The sequence below is a fragment of the Jatrophihabitans sp. genome (genome assembly GCF_051960575.1).
GTDB lineage: Bacteria > Actinomycetota > Actinomycetes > Mycobacteriales > Jatrophihabitantaceae > JBQCEE01.
Genome location: NZ_JBQCEE010000293.1, coordinates 1 through 17,009 on the forward strand (window position 1 = coordinate 1; position 17,009 = coordinate 17,009).

At 72.6% G+C, this 17,009-nt stretch carries 18 protein-coding genes; 5 read left to right on the forward strand and 13 right to left on the reverse strand.

Annotation, left to right across the window (positions count from 1 at the left end; genetic code table 11):
- Positions 1-1,408, reverse strand: a 1,408-nt coding sequence (locus tag ACTHMS_RS16355; RefSeq protein ID WP_440307728.1) for a BTAD domain-containing putative transcriptional regulator, incomplete at its 3' end; no start/stop codon positions are given.
- Between the two features lie 56 nt (positions 1,409-1,464).
- On the opposite strand from ACTHMS_RS16355, the gene ACTHMS_RS16360 reads away from it, so the two are divergent.
- Positions 1,465-1,869, forward strand: coding sequence for a secondary thiamine-phosphate synthase enzyme YjbQ (locus ACTHMS_RS16360; protein WP_440307729.1), 405 nt, complete (start codon positions 1,465-1,467; stop codon positions 1,867-1,869).
- 18 nt (positions 1,870-1,887) lie between these two features.
- Here the strand turns inward: ACTHMS_RS16360 and ACTHMS_RS16365 are convergent, their stop codons facing one another.
- The 10 genes from ACTHMS_RS16365 to clpS all read right to left on the reverse strand — a co-directional run bounded on the left by ACTHMS_RS16365 (position 1,888) and on the right by clpS (position 9,950).
- Positions 1,888-3,099: a hypothetical protein gene (locus tag ACTHMS_RS16365; protein WP_440307730.1), complete on the reverse strand. Its 1,212-nt coding sequence runs from the start codon at positions 3,097-3,099 to the stop codon at positions 1,888-1,890.
- Positions 3,100-3,313: 214 nt separating this feature from the next.
- Positions 3,314-4,072: an MBL fold metallo-hydrolase gene (locus ACTHMS_RS16370; RefSeq protein WP_440307731.1), complete on the reverse strand. Its 759-nt coding sequence runs from the start codon at positions 4,070-4,072 to the stop codon at positions 3,314-3,316.
- Between the two features lie 52 nt (positions 4,073-4,124).
- Entirely contained in the window at positions 4,125-4,940 is an 816-nt protein-coding gene (gene murI, locus ACTHMS_RS16375) for a glutamate racemase (RefSeq protein ID WP_440307743.1), read from the reverse strand.
- 48 nt (positions 4,941-4,988) lie between these two features.
- Positions 4,989-5,681 carry a rhomboid family intramembrane serine protease gene (locus tag ACTHMS_RS16380; RefSeq protein ID WP_440307732.1) on the reverse strand — a complete coding sequence of 231 codons (693 nt, stop codon included), beginning with the start codon at positions 5,679-5,681 and terminating at the stop codon, positions 4,989-4,991.
- Positions 5,682-5,703: 22 nt separating this feature from the next.
- Entirely contained in the window at positions 5,704-7,230 is a 1,527-nt protein-coding gene (locus tag ACTHMS_RS16385) for a molybdopterin-dependent oxidoreductase (RefSeq protein WP_440307733.1), read from the reverse strand.
- A gap of 186 nt (positions 7,231-7,416) precedes the next feature.
- Positions 7,417-8,382, reverse strand: a complete 966-nt coding sequence (locus ACTHMS_RS16390; RefSeq protein ID WP_440307734.1) for a PLP-dependent cysteine synthase family protein — start codon at positions 8,380-8,382, stop codon at positions 7,417-7,419.
- Between the two features lie 8 nt (positions 8,383-8,390).
- Positions 8,391-8,666, reverse strand: a complete 276-nt coding sequence (locus ACTHMS_RS16395; RefSeq protein WP_440307735.1) for a MoaD/ThiS family protein — start codon at positions 8,664-8,666, stop codon at positions 8,391-8,393.
- Positions 8,667-8,774: 108 nt separating this feature from the next.
- The gene (locus ACTHMS_RS16400; protein ID WP_440307736.1) at positions 8,775-9,179 is read right to left on the reverse strand and encodes a Mov34/MPN/PAD-1 family protein; all 405 of its coding nucleotides are present in this window, start codon (positions 9,177-9,179) and stop codon (positions 8,775-8,777) included.
- 22 nt (positions 9,180-9,201) lie between these two features.
- A complete protein-coding gene (locus tag ACTHMS_RS16405; RefSeq protein WP_440307737.1) occupies positions 9,202-9,660 on the reverse strand; it encodes a DUF2017 family protein in 459 nt (152 codons plus the stop codon).
- A complete protein-coding gene (gene clpS / locus ACTHMS_RS16410; protein ID WP_440307738.1) occupies positions 9,657-9,950 on the reverse strand; it encodes an ATP-dependent Clp protease adapter ClpS in 294 nt (97 codons plus the stop codon). The genes ACTHMS_RS16405 and clpS overlap by 4 nt, the downstream gene beginning before the upstream one ends.
- Positions 9,951-10,033: 83 nt before the next feature.
- Here clpS and ACTHMS_RS16415 point away from each other — a divergent pair, with 83 nt between their 5' ends.
- The 3 genes from ACTHMS_RS16415 (at position 10,034) to ACTHMS_RS16425 (ending at position 13,038) form a co-directional block, all read left to right on the forward strand.
- Positions 10,034-11,263 carry a nicotinate phosphoribosyltransferase gene (locus ACTHMS_RS16415; RefSeq protein WP_440307744.1) on the forward strand — a complete coding sequence of 410 codons (1,230 nt, stop codon included), beginning with the start codon at positions 10,034-10,036 and terminating at the stop codon, positions 11,261-11,263.
- Positions 11,264-11,515: 252 nt separating this feature from the next.
- Entirely contained in the window at positions 11,516-12,085 is a 570-nt protein-coding gene (locus ACTHMS_RS16420) for an isochorismatase family protein (RefSeq protein ID WP_440307739.1), read from the forward strand.
- Positions 12,086-12,129: 44 nt separating this feature from the next.
- Positions 12,130-13,038 carry a hypothetical protein gene (locus ACTHMS_RS16425; protein ID WP_440307740.1) on the forward strand — a complete coding sequence of 303 codons (909 nt, stop codon included), beginning with the start codon at positions 12,130-12,132 and terminating at the stop codon, positions 13,036-13,038.
- 3 nt (positions 13,039-13,041) lie between these two features.
- Here the strand turns inward: ACTHMS_RS16425 and serB are convergent, their stop codons facing one another.
- Positions 13,042-14,217: a phosphoserine phosphatase SerB gene (gene serB / locus ACTHMS_RS16430; RefSeq protein ID WP_440307741.1), complete on the reverse strand. Its 1,176-nt coding sequence runs from the start codon at positions 14,215-14,217 to the stop codon at positions 13,042-13,044.
- A gap of 93 nt (positions 14,218-14,310) precedes the next feature.
- Positions 14,311-16,011 carry an aa3-type cytochrome oxidase subunit I gene (ctaD, locus tag ACTHMS_RS16435; protein ID WP_440307745.1) on the reverse strand — a complete coding sequence of 567 codons (1,701 nt, stop codon included), beginning with the start codon at positions 16,009-16,011 and terminating at the stop codon, positions 14,311-14,313.
- Between the two features lie 300 nt (positions 16,012-16,311).
- On the opposite strand from ctaD, the gene ACTHMS_RS16440 reads away from it, so the two are divergent.
- Positions 16,312-17,009, forward strand: a 698-nt coding sequence (locus ACTHMS_RS16440) for a hypothetical protein (RefSeq protein WP_440307742.1), incomplete at its 3' end; no start/stop codon positions are given.

Genomic DNA, 17,009 nt, shown 5'->3' on the forward strand with positions numbered 1-17,009 from the left:
CGAGCTCGATGGCCAACGGCAACCCGTCGAGACGGCGCACGATCTCGACGACGTCGGCGACCGTGTCGTCGTCGACCGCGAAGCCCGGACGCACCGCGGCCGCGCGGTCGGCGAACAGCCGCACCGCGGCGAACCCGCCGGCCTGCGCCGCCGACGCGCCCGGCTCGGGCAGCCCCAGCGGCGGCACGGCGAGCAGCGTCTCGCCGGTGACGGCGAGGGCCTCACGGCTGGTGGTGAGCACGCGCAGCGCGGGGCTCTGCTCGAGCAGCTGCACGGCCAGCTCGGCGGCGGCGTCGAGCAGGTGCTCGCAGTTGTCGAGCACCAGCACCGCCTGCTGGTCGGCGAGCACGTCGAGCAGGCGCGCGGTGGCGTCGCGGCCGGTGCGGGTGCCGGTGCGCTCGAGCAGCTGGTTCTCGCGCAGACCGAGCGCCGCGAGCACCGCCTGCGGCACGTCGGCGGCGTCGGTCACCGGCGCCAGCTCGGCCAGCCAGACGCCGTCGGCGGCGTCGAGCCGCCGCGCGGCCTCGACGGCGAGCCTCGTCTTGCCCGCGCCGCCCGGGCCGACGAGGGTCACCAGCCGGTGCTCGGTGAGCGCCTTCGCGATCGCCGCGAGCTGCTCGTCGCGGCCGACGAAGCTGGTGAGCGCCGCCTTGAGGTTCGAGCGCCGCGCCGCCGTCACCGGCGCGGCGGCGACCTCGCCGCGCAGCAAGGCGAGGTGCACCCCCTGCAGCTCGGGCGACGGGTCGACCCCGAGCTCGTCGGCCAGCGCCGCGCGCACCCGCTCGTAGCGCGCGAGCGCGTCGGACTGCCGCCCGGCCGCCGCGAGCGCGCGCAGCAGCTGCCCGGTCAGCCGCTCGTGCAGCGGATGCCGGTCGGTGAGCAGCTCGAGCTCGGGCACGAGCGCGTCGGCGGCGCCGGCCGCCAGGTCGGCCTCGATCCGCTCGACGGTCGCGGCCAGCTGCAGCTCGCCGAGCCGGGTCGCCGTCGCGTCGTCGACGTCGGACGGGTCGCCCCGCCAGAGCGACAGCGCGGCGCGCAACTGCTCGCCGCCCGCCACCGTGTCGCCGCGGCGCACCGCCGCGACGCCGTCCCGCACCGCCGCCTCGAACCGCACGACGTCGACGTCGTCGGTGCTGCCGACGGCCAGCCGGTACCCGGCAGCGGTGGCGGTGATCGCGTCGGCGCCGAGCGCGCGGCGGGCCCGCGACACCAGCGTCTGCACCGCGTTCACCGGCTCGGCCGGCGGCTCGTCGCCCCACACCGCCTCGACCAGGGCCCCGACCGACACCGGCCGGCCCGCGTCCAGCGCGAGTCGGGCGACGAGTCGCCGCAGCCGTCCGCCGGCGATCGGCACCACGCGTCCGGACGCGTCGCGCACCTCGAGCGGGCCGAGGATCGCGAGCTGCACGCAGCCACTCTGGCACGCTGCGAGGGCACGAGGCGGGTGCCGGGAAGGATCGGGGCATGCGCACCGACACCTTCGAGGTCCGGACGGGCGGCACGGCCCGCGTCCACGACATCACCCGCGACTGCGAGCGCTTCACCGACGGAGCGGGCGACGGGCTGCTGAACGTCTTCGTGTCGCACGCGACGGCCGGGCTGGCGATCCTCGAGACCGGCGCCGGCAGCGACGACGACCTGCTCACCGTGCTCGAGCGCCTGCTGCCGCGCGACGCGTCGTACCGGCACCGGCACGGCTCACCCGGCCACGGACGCGACCACGTGCTGCCTGCGATCATCGCGCCCTCGATCACGGTGCCGGTGGCCGACGGGCGCCTGCTGCTCGGCACCTGGCAGTCGGTCTGCCTGGTCGACACGAACGTCGACAACGCCGTGCGCACCGTCCGGCTCAGCTTCCTCGCGGGCTGAGCCGGACGGCGCGACCGGTCAGGTGAGCTTCTTGTCCGCGGCGATCGCGCCGGCCAGCGCGGCCGCGGTGTGCGGCATGTGCATCGCGGCGGCGGCGAGCTTGCTCTGGTAGTCGGGGGCGCCGGCCACCGAGGCGTCGATGGCGGCGAACAGCGACGACACGTGCGCCTGCAACTCGCTGTCGACCGCGCCCTTCGGCAGTGTCTTGATCACCGAGTCGAGCAGCTGGTCGAAGGACTGCGCGTAGCCGCTGAGGTCCTTGGTCGCCTTGGCCACCATCGCCTTGTTCTTCGTCGCCTTGCCCAGCGTGTAGTTCACGAAGAACCCGATGTGCTGGCGCCACGAGGCCAGGAACGGCTGCTCGGCCGACGGGTACACCGAGCCGACGGTCTTCGAGATCGCGACCGAGTTGCCGTCGAGCGCGGCGACGGCGCCGGCGACGTCCGGCTTCTTGAGGATGCCGCCCTCGCGCACCGCCGTGTCGAGCGCGTTGCCCGCGAGCCAGACGTGGTCGTTGAGCTGCGCCGTCAGGGTGGCGAGCACGCCCGAGGCCTGGCTGTCGGCGTCGCCGGACAGCTTCTTGTTCTTCGCGATCGCTCCGGCGAGCACGTCGGCCGTCATGGTCATGTGCGACGCGGCGGCGGCGAGCAGCGACTGGTAGTTGCGCTTGCCGGCGACGTCGGCGTCGATGGCGGCGAGCAGCGAGCTGACGTGCGGGACGAGTTCCTTGGCCACGGCGTCGGCGGGAAGGTCGGGCACCACCGAGTGGATGAGCTGGCCGAAGGCGGTGCGGTACCCGTCGAGGTCCTTCCTGGCCTTGGCGACCATGCCCGGCTTGTGGGTGGCCTTGCCGAGCGTGTAGTTCACGAAGAAGCCGATGTGCTGGCGCCACGAGGCGAGGAACGGCTTCTCGGCGCTCGGATAGGCGGCACCGATCGCCTTCGACAGGTCGACCGAGTTGTCGTCGAGGGCCTTCACCGCGCCGGCCACCTGCGGGTTCTTCAGGTTGCCGCCGTGGTGCAGCGCGGTGTCGAGCGCGTTGCCCGCGAGCCAGACGTGGTCGTTCAGCAGTCCGGTCAGGTCGGCGCGCAGCTGCGCGGCCTGCGACGTCGTGCCGCTGCCTCCACTGGCATTCGAACCGCCGCCGCTGGACGAGCAGCCGGTCGCGATGAGGGACGCGGCGGTGAGCGTCACGCCGACGGCGGCGAGCTTGGACTTCAGTGCTGGCATGCGGGAGCCCTTCGGGACAGGACCCAGCCGCTGGCCGGCGGGGTCGACCGATCTGCCAGCGGATTCGCCGCCGTCCCGCGTCCCGGTTCGCGCCGTTACCCGTTCGAGACGAACCTCGCCCGCCGAGTCAAGGGTCCAACGTCCCGGTTGCGCCGAATGCCCGGTGCGGACGACGGCACAGGGTTGCCGACGGCGGTCGACGGCGGCCGACGACTCAGATCTCGAAGACCCCGCCCGGCGTCGCCGCCTCGATGACACCGCCGAACGCGGACGCCGCCTGCTCGACCTGCTCGTCGCGGGTCAGCCACGGCGGCACGTGGGTGACGATGAGGCGCTCGACGCCGGCCTTCTCGGCGTGCTCGCCGGCCATGCGTCCGGACAGGTGCAGGTCGGGCACCAGCACCTCGTCGGCGCCGACGCTCGCCTCGCACAGCAGCACGTCGGCCCCCTCGGCGAGCTCGACCAGTTCGGCCGACTCGCCGGTGTCGCCGCTGTAGACCAGGCTGCGTCCGCCGTGGGTGACCCGGATGCCGTGCGTCGGCGTCGGGTGGTTCATCGGCGCGTACGACACGGTGAACGGCCCGAGCTCGCCCGCGACCGGCGTCGAGAACTGGAACAGCTCGTTGAGGCCGAGCTTGCGGGCCAGTGGGTCGTAGGCGGCGGCGAGCCGGTCGTGCGTGCCGGCGGGGCCGATGAGCGGGATGCGCTGGTCGGGGCCGGCGCACCGGAAGCCGTCGCCGCCGTAGCGCAGCGCGACCACGTAGGCGGTGAGGTCGATGCAGTGGTCGGCGTGCAGGTGCGTGACAACGATGGCGTCGACGTCGGCCGGCTGCACGTAGCGCTGCAGCGCGCCGAAGGTGCCGTGGCCCATGTCGAGCACGAGCCGGAAGCCCTCGGCCTCGAGCAGGTACCCCGACGCCGGCGAGTCCGGGCCGGGCATGCTGCCGGAACACCCGAGCACGGTCAACTTCATGCGCGCTGCCCCCACTGTGGTCCGGTGACGATTGCCGTCGCCCCGTCGTCCATCACACCACTCCCCGCGACATGGCGTCACCCGACGGGGTCGGCGTCACCACCGCGCCGTCGATGGCGCCGCCGAGATCGCCGAGGAAGCGACGGCTCAGCCGGGCGAACGGCTCGGGCGCGCCGGTGGCCCGGAAGCTGTGCTCGGGCACCGCGTCGTCGGACGCGAGCAGGTCGCGCCGGGTGAGCTCGCGGTACACGTCCTTCGCCGTCTCCTCCGCGCTCGAGACGAGCGTGACCCCGTCGCCCATCACCACCGACAGCAGGCCGGTGAGCAGCGGGTAGTGCGTGCAGCCGAGCACGAGGGTGTCGATGCCGGCCGCGTTGAGCGGCGCGAGGTAGCTCTCGGCGAGCCCCAGCAACTGGCGCCCGCTGGTGACGCCGCGCTCGACGAACTCGGCGAAACGCGGGCAGGCGGCGGCGGTGACCTCGACGCCCGGGGCCGCGGCGAAGGCGTCCTGGTAGGCGCCGCTGGTGATGGTGGCGGTGGTGCCGATGACCCCCACGCGGCCGGTGCGGGTGGCGGCGACGGCCCGGCGGACGGCGGGCAGCACGACCTCGATCACCGGCACGTCGTAGCGTTCGCGGGCGTCGCGCAGGCAGGCGGCACTGGCGCTGTTGCAGGCGATCACGAGCGCCTTGACGCCGCTGCGCACCAGGTCGTCCATCACCTCGAGCGCGTACCGGCGCACCTCGGCGATCGGACGCGGCCCGTACGGCGCGTGCGCGGTGTCGCCGACGTAGCGCAGCGACTCGTGCGGCAGCTGGTCGAGCACGGCCCGCGCGACGGTGAGGCCACCGACCCCGGAGTCGAACATGCCGATCGGCAGGTCGGCTGCGGCAGGCGCGGCGGGAGGCACGGTGCTTCAGGATACGGACGCGCGCCCGAACCGCCGGGTCGTGCCGCGGCGCGGGTGAAGGACGCCACCGGTGAGCGCGCCCGCGAGGAACCCGCACACGTGCGACTGCCAGGACACGTGCGTGTGCACCGTCGGGAAGAGCCCGTAGAGCAGCGTCCCGAAGAAGAACAGCACGAGGACGGCCTCGATGATCCACACGACCCGGCGCGCGAACCAGGCGCGCGCGAGCAGGTAGCCCAGCCAGCCGAACACCAGCCCGCTGGCGCCGACGATGACCGCACCCGACGGCCCGACCAGCCAGGTGGCGGCCCCGCCGACCACCACCACCGCGGCGGTGACGATCGCGAACAGCCGCCGGTCGCTGCGCAGCAGCACCCAGCCGATGAGCGCGAACGGCGCGCTGTTCGACAGCAGGTGCTCGTAGCTCGCGTGCAGGAACGGCTGGGTGACGATGCCCCAGAGCCCGTCGACCGTGCGCGGGCGCAGGCCGTAGCGGTTGAAGCCGTAGTCGTCGGCGGCGTTCGCGAACTGCACGACCCAGAGCACGGCGAGCAGCACGCCCATGGCGGCGAGCGCGCCGCTCCAGGTCGTGAGCGACCACCACGGCCGCTTGCGCGGCGACGGGCGCTGTCGCTCGTTCCAGATCTGCTTGCGGACGTCGACGGCCTCACGCAGGCGTCGACGCAGCGGATCGGTCACGGCGTCAGGGTAGGGGGTCGGGCTACGCGGTGACCTGGACGGTGATCGCGTGCAGGCCGGTCGCGCCGCCGGGGCCGGGGTCGGCGGCAGCGTCGGTCTGCACGTTGCCCTGGGCGTCGGTCGCGCGCACCCGCAGCCGGTACGAGCCGGACTGCTCGGGCGTCCACGGCAGCACCCACTGGCGCCAGGTGTCGGTCGAGGGCACGGCCGCGAGGGTGGCCGCACGCCACGGGCCGTCGTTCACCTGCACCTCGACCTTGCTGACGCCGACGTGCTGGTCCCAGGCGACGCCGGCGACGTAGACGGTCTCCCCCTTGCTGATGCTCCTGCCGCTCTTCGGGCTGTCGATGCGCGAGGTCAGGATGATCGGGGTGCGTTGGTCCCACCCGTTGTCGACCCAGTAGGCCGCCTCGCTCGCGAACGTCGTCGCCTTGAGGTCGATCACCCACTTGCAGGCCGAGACGTAGCCGTAGAGCCCGGGGATCACGACGCGCACGGGGAAGCCGTGCTCGATCGGCAGCGGGGCGCCGTTCATGCCGACGGCGAGCATGGCGTCGCGGCCGTCCATGATCGCCGCGGTCGGCGCGCCGATCGTGGTGCCCTCGGCGCCGGTGAACAGGATCTGGTCGGCCTCGGGCTGCACGCCGGCCTCGCGCAGGATGTCGGCGAGATGGGCGCCGCGCCAGAGGGCGTTGCCGACGAGCGGCCCGCCGACCGGGTTCGACACGCAGCACAGCGTCACCCACCGCTCCATCAGCGGCCGGGCGAGCAGGTCGTCGTAGCGCAGGGTCATCGGCTTGTCGACCAGGCCGTGGATGCGCAGCACCCAGTCGCCGGACGCGATCTGCGGGATGGTGAGGGCGCGGTCGATGCGGTAGAAGCTGCCGCTGGGCGTGGCCCACGGGGCGCCCTTGCGGAGGTCGACGCCGGCGGGCAGGGCGGCGGCGGCCTGGGTCGGCGGCGGCAGGGTGACCTTGGCGCGGTCGGCGCTGACGTCGAAACGGGCCGACTGCGTGCTGCGGCCGACGACGGCGCTCACGGCGGCGACGGCGGCCGTCGCGGCACCGGCTCGCAGCACCGCACGGCGGTCGACGCCCGCGGTGGGCGTCGTGCGGGTGTCGCCCCCGGCGGCGCGGACGAGCAGCAGCAGGGTCACGGCGGCGGCCGCGGTGGCCACGATGGTGGGGATGACGTCGGTGCCGCGGCTCGCGTCGGCGGTGATCGCGCAGTAGAGGGCGGCGGCGCCGAAGATGCCGATGCCGACCAGCCCCCAGCGCCGGTCACGCAGGGCCCACTGCCCGACGACGGCGCCGAAGACGAGGGTGACCGCGATGATGCCGACGACGAGCAGCGGCTTGTCGTTCGTCCCGACCGATCGCTCGGAGGCGCGCGCGACGTCGCCGGGCGTGAGGGTGATGAGCCGGTTGCCGACCGCGATGACCGGCGACGCCTCTGGCCGGACGAACGCCGCGACCAGTTCGCCGACCCCGAGCGCGATCCCGGCCGACAGCAGCCCGATGAGCGCGCCGACGGCGTTGCGTGACCTCACACGTCCATGTTCGCGCGCTGCGGGTCTGCGGGTTCTTACGAACCGGGGACAGCGGCCAGCTCGCGCACAACATCGTTCGAGGCGACCAACGACGCGATGCGCGCTCGCGCGAAGAGCCGGCCCGGCGCGACGCGCCCCGAGCGCTGCGAGCGGGCCACGAGCCGCGCCGTCCAGGGGCCGATCAAGTCACGCCCAGAGCTGGCCCTCGAGGCGCTCGGCGGCCTGCTGCAGCGAGCCGGAGTAGGCGCCGGTCGAAAGGTACTTCCAGCCGCCGTCGCAGACGATGAAGCAGATGTCCGCGGTCGCCGCGTCGTCCTTCGCGATGCGGTCGCCGATGGACAGCGCCGCGTGCAGGATCGCGCCGGTCGAGACGCCGGCGAAGATGCCCTCGTGCTCGATGAGCTCGCGCGTCCGGCGCAGGGCGTCGTAGGACGTGACCGAGAAGCGCCGGGTGAGCACGCTGTCGTCGTACAGCTCGGGCACGAAGCCCTCGTCGATGTTGCGAAGCCCGTAGACCAGCTCGCCGTACCGGGGCTCGGCGGCGATGATCTGGACGTCCGGCACCTTCTCGCGCAGGTAGCGGCCGGTGCCCATGAGCGTGCCCGTCGTGCCGAGGCCTGCGACGAAGTGCGTGATCGTCGGCAGGTCGCGCAGGATCTCGGGGCCGGTGCCCTCGTAGTGCGCCTGCGCGTTGGCGGGGTTGCCGTACTGGTACAGCATCACCCAGTCGGGGTTCTGCGCGGCGAGCTCCTTGGCCGTCGCGACGGCCTGGTTCGACCCGCCCGCCGCGGGGCTGAAGATGATGCGCGCGCCGAACATCTCGAGCAGCTGCCGCCGCTCGACCGAGGTGTTCTCGGGCATCACGCACACGATCCCGTAGCCGCGCAGCTTCGCGACCATCGCCAGCGAGATGCCGGTGTTGCCGGACGTCGGCTCGAGGATCGTGCAGCCGGGCGTGAGCCGGCCGTCGTCCTCGGCGGCGCGGATCATCGCCAGCGCGGCGCGGTCCTTGATCGACCCGGTCGGGTTGCGGTCCTCGAGCTTGGCCCACAGCCGCACCGGGTTCGGCCCCTCCCACCGCGGCGAGAGATGCGGCAGGCCGACGAGCGGGGTGTCCCCCAGCGCGTCGACGAGGCTCTCGTAGCGGGTCATGGAAGGGCTCAGCCGCCCGCGACGGCCGGGAGGATCGTGACGCTGTCGCCGTCGGTCAGCTTCGTGTCGAGCGAGCCGGTGAAGCGGACGTCCTCGTCGTTGACGTAGACGTTCACGAACCGGTGCAGCGCGCCGTCCTCGGTGATGAGGCGGCCCTTGAGCCCGGCGTGGTTCGCGTCGAGGTCGTCGATGAGCGCGCTCAGGGTGTCACCCTTCGCCTCGACGGACTTCGCGCCACCGGTGTAGGTGCGCAGGATGGTCGGGATCTTGACCTCGATGGCCATGGATTGCTGCTCCTCGATCAGGACGGCGTGCTCGCACGGGATTCAGTTCGGCAACACCGGGAACGGCCTCCATCGTCCCACGCGGCGACGAGACCCCTCCCACACACCTCAGACGAGCTCGACCGGCTCCTCGGTGACGGCCCCGTCGACGATCCGGAACGACCGGAACTCGACGGTGTCGGGCTCGCGCGTGGACACGAGCACGTAGTGGGCGTTCGGTTCGGACGCGTAGGAGATGTCGGTGCGTGAGGGGTAGGCCTCCGTCGCGGTGTGCGAGTGGTAGATGACCACCGGCTCCTCGTCGTTGGCGTCCAGCTCCCTGTACAGCCGCAGCAGGTCCGCCGAGTCGAACTCGTAGAACGTCGGCGAGCGGGCCGCGTTGAGCATCGGGATGAACCGCTCGGGCCGGTCGCTGCCCTCGGGGCCGGCGACGATGCCGCACGCCTCGTCCGGGTGGTCGCGGCGGGCGTGGGCGACGATCTCGTCGTGGAGGGCCCGCGGGATGCTCAGCACGGCGTCCGAATCTACCGAAGGGCTACATGAGTGCTCGGACGAGCGCGTCCTGGACGCCGGTGAGCCACACGTAGGCGGCCTGCGGGAACTGGGTCGGGTCGTCGGGGTCGACGTGGTGGTCCCAGTCGTCGGTGACGCCGATGCGGGTGCCGAGGGCGAGCCGCAGGTCGTTCAGCACACGCAGCCAGCGGTCGCCGGCGTCGTCGGCCAGCTCGACCACGTCCGAGCCGGTGGTGAGTTCGGCCTCGCACAGCTCGATCCGCTCGACCCGCTCGTCGCGCAGCCCCGTCTCGGTCAGTTCGCGGAACTCGTCGGCCGGCCCGTCCTCGGCGTAGGCGGCCGGGTAGAGCCGCTGCCGCACGGGGTCGTCGGCGTCGTCGGAGGCCACCATGACCCGCAGCTCCTCGAGCAGCGAGAGCAGGATCGGCGCCTCCCCCGCGTCCAGGCGCAGTTTGAGGCCCCCACGCTTGACGACCTTCACTGCTGCTGCAGGGTGGCCCAGAGGCCGTAGCCGTGCAGGACGTTCACGTCGAGTTCCATCCGCTCGCGGGTGCCGGTCGAGACGGTGGCGCGGCCCTTGTGGTGCACGTCCAGCATCAGCTGTTCGGCCTTCGCCTTCGGATAGCCGAAGACCGTCATGAAGACGTGCGTGACGTAGGACATCAGGTTGATCGGGTCGTTCCACACGATGGTGACCCAGGGGCGGTCGGGGTCGGTGCTCGACTCGACCTCGTCCCGCTCCTCGACCTCAGGGAGAGCGGTGCCGGCCATGCCGACCATCGTGACACGATCGGGCGGTGACCTCCCCGTCCGTCTCATCGACCGCGCTGCTCACCGACCGCTACGAGCTGACCATGCTCGGCTCGGCCCTGCGCGACGGCACGGCCTCGCGGCGCTGCACCTTCGAGGTCTTCGCGCGGCGCCTGCCCGACGGCCGCCGGTACGGCGTGGTGGCCGGCACCGGCCGGCTGCTCGAGGCGATCGTCGGCTTCCGGTTCGACGGCGCGATCATCGACTTCCTGCGGTCGAACGACGTGATCGACGGGCCGACGGCCGAGTACCTCGCGGGCTACCGGTTCAGCGGTGACGTCGACGGCTACGCCGAGGGCGAGCTGTACTTCCCGCACTCGCCGATCCTCACCGTGACGGGCACCTTCGCCGAGGCGGTCGTGCTCGAGACGCTCATCCTGTCGGTGCTCAACCACGACAGCGCGATCGCCGCCGCGGCCGCCCGCATGGTCACCGCGGCGGCGGGACGGCCGATCATCGAGATGGGATCGCGGCGCACGCACGAGCAGGCGGCCGTGGCGTCGGCCCGGGCGGCGTACCTGGCCGGGTTCGCGTCCACGTCGAACCTCGAGGCGGCGCGCGCCTACGGGGTGCCGACCGCGGGCACGGCCGCGCACGCGTTCACGCTGCTGCACGACGACGAGCGCTCGGCGTTCGCCGCGCAGGTGGCCGCGCTGGGGCCCGGCACGACGCTGCTCGTCGACACCTACGACATCACCCGCGGCATCGAACTGGCCGTCGAGGTCGCCGGTCCGTCGTTGGGCGCGGTGCGGATCGACTCGGGCGATCTGGGCGTGCTCGCCAAGCAGGCGCGGGCCCAGCTCGACGGGCTGGGCGCGCTCGGCACCAAGATCGTCGTCAGCGGCGACCTGGACGAGTTCGCCATCGCCGCGCTCGGCGCCGCGCCGGTCGACGCGTACGGCGCCGGCACCGCGGTCGTGGTCGGGTCGGGCGCGCCGACGGCGGGGCTGGTCTACAAGCTGGTCGACGTCGACGGGCGTCCGGTCGCGAAGCGCTCGGAGGACAAGGCGAGCACCGGCGGACGCAAGGTGGCCCTGCGCACCCACAAGCCCACCGGCACCGCGCTCGCCGAGATCGTGGCCGTCGGCTCGGCGCCGGAACCGGCCGATGCTTCGCGCCCGCTGCAGATCGCGCTCATGCGCGGCGGTGAGCCGGTCGACGGGCTACCCACGCTCGAGCAGTCGCGCCGCCACCTGCGCGAGGCCACCGTGACCCTGCCCTGGGACGGCCTGAAGCTCAGCAAGGGCGACCCCGCCATCCCCACGTTGCGCTGACCCCGCGTCGCCCCGCTGCACCAGGTTCGACCGCCGCCCTGCCCCGCAGCCCCGGCAATTCCGGGCGCCTTGCCCCGCAGCTCCGGCAAGACCGGGCGCCTTGTCCCGCAGCGCCGGGTCTGCAGGGCCGATGTCCCCGGTGCTGCGGGACAAACCGGCACCCGGGAGGGGCGCCGGCCGCGGTCGAGGGGCGGCTCACAGGGCGGGTCGCGTCCGGCAAAGGGGCAAAGCGGGCATGTGTAGCGTCAGGTCATGGCCAAGGCAGTGATCGTGGTGGACGTCCAGAACGACTTCTGCGAGGGCGGATCGCTCGCCGTCGCCGGCGGCGAGCAGGTCGCGCGCGACATCAGCGTGCGCCTCGGACTCGAGGACTACGACCACGCCGTCGCCACGCGCGACCACCACATCGACCCGGGCACGCACTTCAGCGACGAGCCCGACTACGTCAGAACCTGGCCGCGGCACTGCGTCGTCGGCACCGAGGGTGTGGCGCTGCACCCGAAGCTCGAGACCGAGCACATCGAGGCGGTGTTCGACAAGGGCGAGTACGACGCCGCGTACTCGGGGTTCGAGGGCTGCTTCGACGGCGAGCACCTCGCCGACTGGCTGCGCCGCCACGACGTCGACACCGTCGAGGTGGTCGGCATCGCGACCGATCACTGCGTGCGCGCCACCGCCCTGGACGCCGCCGCGGCGGGCTTCGCCACCACGGTGCGCCTCGACCTGACCGCGGGCGTCGCCCGGGCCACGACCGACGCCGCGCTCGAGCAGCTGCGGCAGGCGGGCGTGCGCCTCGAGGGCGAGCCGGTCGTCCGTTCCTAGATCGTCACTTCCGGGCCCGCAGCCGGACGGGCTAGGTTCTGGCCATGAGCGAACCAACCGATCCGGCCGAGCGCGACGCCGACCGCACCACCGTGTTCCGGCCCGGTGAGTTCGACTTCAACTCCACCCCGCCGTTCGGCGGGCAGGGCGCGACGAACGCCCAGCCCCCGGGCGGCTACGGCCAGCCGCCGCAGGAGCAGCCGGCCTACGGCCAGCAGCCCCAGTACGGCCAGCAGCCGGCATACGGCCAGCAACCGCAGTCCGGACAGCAGCCCGGCGGATACGACCAGCAACCGGCGTACGGGCAGCAGCCCCAGGGTCAACCGGGCTACGGGCAGCAGGGCGGGTACGGACAGCAGCCGGCGTACGCCCAGCAGCCCGGCGCCTACGGCGAACAGCCCGGCTACGGCCAGCCCCCCGCCTACGGCCAGCAGCCCGGCTACGGCCAGCAGCCGGCGTACGGCGGCTACGGCCAGCCGTCCGGCGCCCGACCGGGCGCGGCAGGTCGCAGCCTCGGCATCGTCGCCCTCGTCCTCACCGTCCTCGGCGCGGCGGCCGTCGTGGTCGGGTTCACCGCGCTGAACTGGTTCACGGGCAGCGACCGCAGCCACTTCAGCGACATCGGCAAGGTGACGAAGGCACTGGGCGACCAGGCGAACTCGTTCTCCGACGCCTACTTCCACTGGCTCGGCTGGGTGCTGCTGGCGGTCGCCGCCGTCGTCGCCGTCGTGGCCGCCCTGCCGTCCGGCTTCGCCGCCGCGGCGCGCACCCTCGGGGTGCTCATCGGCCTGGCCGCGGCCGGGGCGACGGTCTGGGCGCTCAAGTTCGAGGGCACCGGCGGGCCGGCCTTCTCGGAGTACATCAAGCACGCCCGCGCCGGGTTCTACGTCGCCGGTGGCGGCTTCCTGCTCATCGCGATCGGAGCGGCCGTCGGGCCACGCAGGGCCCGCTGACGCTCACTCGGCGGCTGCCTCGTCGACCTCGTCCCGGGAGATGCCGAGGACGAACAGCACGGTGTCGAGATAGGGCAGGTTGACGGCCGTGTCGGCCGCGTGGCGGGCCGCGGCCTTGGCGTTGAACGCGACGCCGAGGCCCGCGGCCTGCAGCATGTCGATGTCGTTCGCGCCGTCGCCGATGGCCACCGTCTGGGTCAGCGGTACGCCGTGCTCGGCGGCGAAGCGCCGCAGCGCCGCGGCCTTGCCGGCGCGGTCGACGATCTCGCCGCGGATCGCCCCCGTCACCCGGCCGTCGACGATCTCGAGCTCGTTGGCGGCGACGAAGTCGAGGTCGAGCTCGGCGACGAACCGGTCGGTGAAGTAGGTGAAGCCGCCGCTCACGACGCCGACGAGGTAGCCGAGCCGCCGCAGCGTGCGGACGAGGGTGCGGGCGCCGGGCGTCAGCCGCAGCTCGTCGCGCACCTCGGCCAGCACCGACTCGGGCAGCCCGGCCAGCTGGGCGACCCGCGCCCGCAGCGACTCGCTGAAGTCGAGGTGCCCGGCCATCGCGCGCTCGGTGATCTCGGCGACCTGGGCGCCCACCCCGGCCCGCTCGGCGAGCACATCGATCGCCTCGTCGCGGATGAGGGTCGAGTCGACGTCCAGGACGACGAGACGCTTCGCGCGGCGCCGCAACCCCGCCGGCTCGACGGCGATGTCGATCCCGGTGTCCTCGGCGGCACGCACCAGCGCGGCACGCAGGCTCTCGTCGTCGGCCACCCGCACCTGCATCTCCAGGCTCGAGGCCGGCTCGCTGCCGAGCTGCACGATCGACTCGATGTTGCCGCCGGCGTCGGCGATGGCTTGCGTGACGTGGCCGAGCGCGCCCGCCCGCAACGGGTGACCGATGACGATGACGTGCATGCGCTGGCCGCCGGGGCGCCGCCCCGGCTCGTCCTGCACGGTGACGTCGCACTCCATGCCGAGCGCGTCGGCGGTCGCCGCGATCGACCCGCGCAGCGCGCCCGGGTCGCCACGCAGCTCGATGAGCACGGCGAGGATCAGCCGGTCGCGGATGACGACCTGCTCGACGTCGCGCACCTCGACGTCGTGGGCCGCGAGCGCGGCGAAGAACGCGGTGGTGACGCCCGGCCGGTCACGTCCGGAGACGGTGGCGAGCACGGTGATCGGTTGCATCAGCGGTCCAGCGATTCCCTCGAACAGGCGAACAGCCCGCTCCCCGCCGCCGGCGGCGGCTGGCGCGGGCTGCCCGTCGAACCCGGTGCGGTCCTAGTTCGCCGCGTGGACGAGGTCGGCGTCGCGCGCCTCGGGACGGTGCTTGCTGCCCGCGTGCGCCTCGACCTCGAGTCGCTGCAGCAGGTGCGGGTAGTGCGCCTCGAAGGCCGGACGCTCCGAGCGGATGCGCGGGATCGAGGTGAAGTTGTGCCGCGGTGGCGGGCTGGACGTCGCCCACTCGAGCGAGTTGCCGTAGCCCCAGGGGTCGTCGGCCGTGACGATCTCGCCGTAGCGGTAGCTCTTGTACATGTTCCACATGAACGGCAGGAACGAGGCACCGAGCACGAACGAGCCGATCGACGAGAACGTGTTGAGGAAGGTGAACCCGTCGCTCGCGAGGTAGTTCGCGTACCGGCGCGGCATGCCCTCGGCGCCCAGCCAGTGCTGGACGAGGAAGGTCATGTGGAAGCCGATGAAGGTCAGCCAGAAGTGCAGCTTGGCCAGGCGCTCGTCGGCATAGCGGCCGGTGAACTTCGGGAACCAGAAGTACACGCCCGAGAACACCGCGAACACGATCGTGCCGAAGAGCACGTAGTGGAAGTGCGCCACCACGAAGTAGCTGTCGGACACGTGGAAGTCCAGCGGCGGCGAGGCCAGGATGACGCCGGTCAGACCGCCGAACAGGAACGTGACCATGAAGCCGACGGCCCAGACCATGGGCGACTCGAAGGTCACCGCGCCGCGCCACATCGACCCGATCCAGTTGAAGAACTTGATGCCGGTCGGGACGGCGATGAGGAAGGTGAGCGCCGAGAAGAACGGCAGCAGCACCTGGCCGGTGGTGAACATGTGGTGCGCCCACACGGTCAGCGACAGCGCCGCGATCGACAGGGTCGCGAACACCATGCCCTTGTAGCCGAACAGCGGCTTGCGGCTGAAGACCGGGATGACCTCGGTGATGATGCCGAAGAACGGCAACGCGATGATGTACACCTCGGGGTGGCCGAAGAACCAGAACACGTGCTGCCAGAGCAGCGCGCCGCCGTTCTGCGGCTCGAACACCTGCGAGTGCAGGTGCCGGTCGATCCAGAGCACCAGCAGGCCCGAGGTCAGGATCGGGAAGGCCAGCAGCACGAGCAGGCTCGTGACCAGGATGTTCCAGGTGAAGATCGGCAGGCGGAACATCGTCATGCCGGGCGCGCGCAGGCACAGCACCGTGGTGACCATGTTCACCGCGCCGAGGATGGTGCCCAGACCACCGATGGCCAGACCGATGATCCACAGGTCGGCGCCGGCGCCCGGCGAGTTCGTCGCGTTCGTCAGCGGCGAGTAGGCCGTCCAGCCGAAGTCGGCCGCGCCGCCGGGCGTGATGAATCCCGACATGACGGTGAGCGCGCCGAACAGGTACAGCCAGTACGAGAAGGCGTTGAGGCGCGGGAACGCGACGTCCGGGGACCCGATCTGCAGCGGCAGCACGAGGTTCGCGAACGCGAACACGATCGGCGTCGCGAACAGCAGCAGCATCACGGTGCCGTGCATCGTGAACAGCTGGTTGTACTGCTCGGGCGTGAAGACCTGCAGGCCCGGCCGCGCCAGCTCGATGCGGATCAGCAGGGCCAGGATGCCGCCGACGCCGAAGAAGAACAGCGACGTCACCAGGTACATGCGCCCGATCAGCTTGTGATCGGTGGTGCGCAGGACCTGACTGAACATCGAGCCCTTCTGCGTCTGGTGGACGGGGAAGGGGCGGGCCACGATCGGCTGCGGTCCCGCTGCTGCGGGTGCGCCGGCCGGGGGCTCAGCGGTGGTGGTCACAAATCCCTCGCTCGGGTTCGCTCAGGCTGTTCTGTTCTCGACGTGCTCCTCCACGGAGAATAGTCGCTGCCACGGACGGCGCTACGTCCCGGCCCGCCCCCTGCGCAGGTTCGCCGGGATGCCGGTACAGGTTGGACGCACCAGAGCGTCCGTATGTTTGCTCTATGTGAAATGTCCGGGTCCTCGTCTACCCTGACACCGACCAAGGACGGTGCTGGGCTCCGACAGGAGGGGACGGACGTGGCGCGACGCTGGCGTGACCCCGCCGCGTTCCTCGTCGATCCCACGCAGGCCGGCGGCCGTCCCGGGCGCCGCCAGGCCGTGGCCCTGCTCGTCGTGCTGCTGCTGGCCGCCGCCGGCGCTGCCGCCGCCTCGTGGCTGGTGCGCCCGGCCCAGGCCCAGGCGTTCGACCTCTTCGCCGGCTCGGTCTACATCAACGACGTGCGGGCCCCGGTCGCCGTCGACCTCGCCACCGGGAAGCCGACGGTCCGGCTGCGCCAGGCCAACGACCAGGTCGGTGCGACGACCTCGAGCGACCTGGCCGTCTCTCCCGTGACCGACGGCACGCTGCTGCTCAACCGCGCCAGTGGCGAATTCAACATGGTCGACAGCACCGGCTTCGTGATCAAACTGACCGGCGGCGTGCCGCTGCCCCCGCGCAGCGACGCCACCCGGTCGCTCGGCGTGGCGGCGGGCCCGCTGGCCTACATCGTCCGATCGCCGACCGACCAGACCGTCACCACGACCACCCAGACCGACGTCTACCTCGTCGGGCCGGCGACCGTGCAGGCCGCCGCGAGCAGCGGCGCGGCGGTGAACCCGCGCGCCTTCCGCACGGTGCCCGGGCGGCTCGCCGGCGGCGACGCCCCGGCGGTCGCGGCGAACGGCGACCTCTGGCTCGTGGTGGACACGGCGAGCGGTCGCCGGGTCGAGCACCT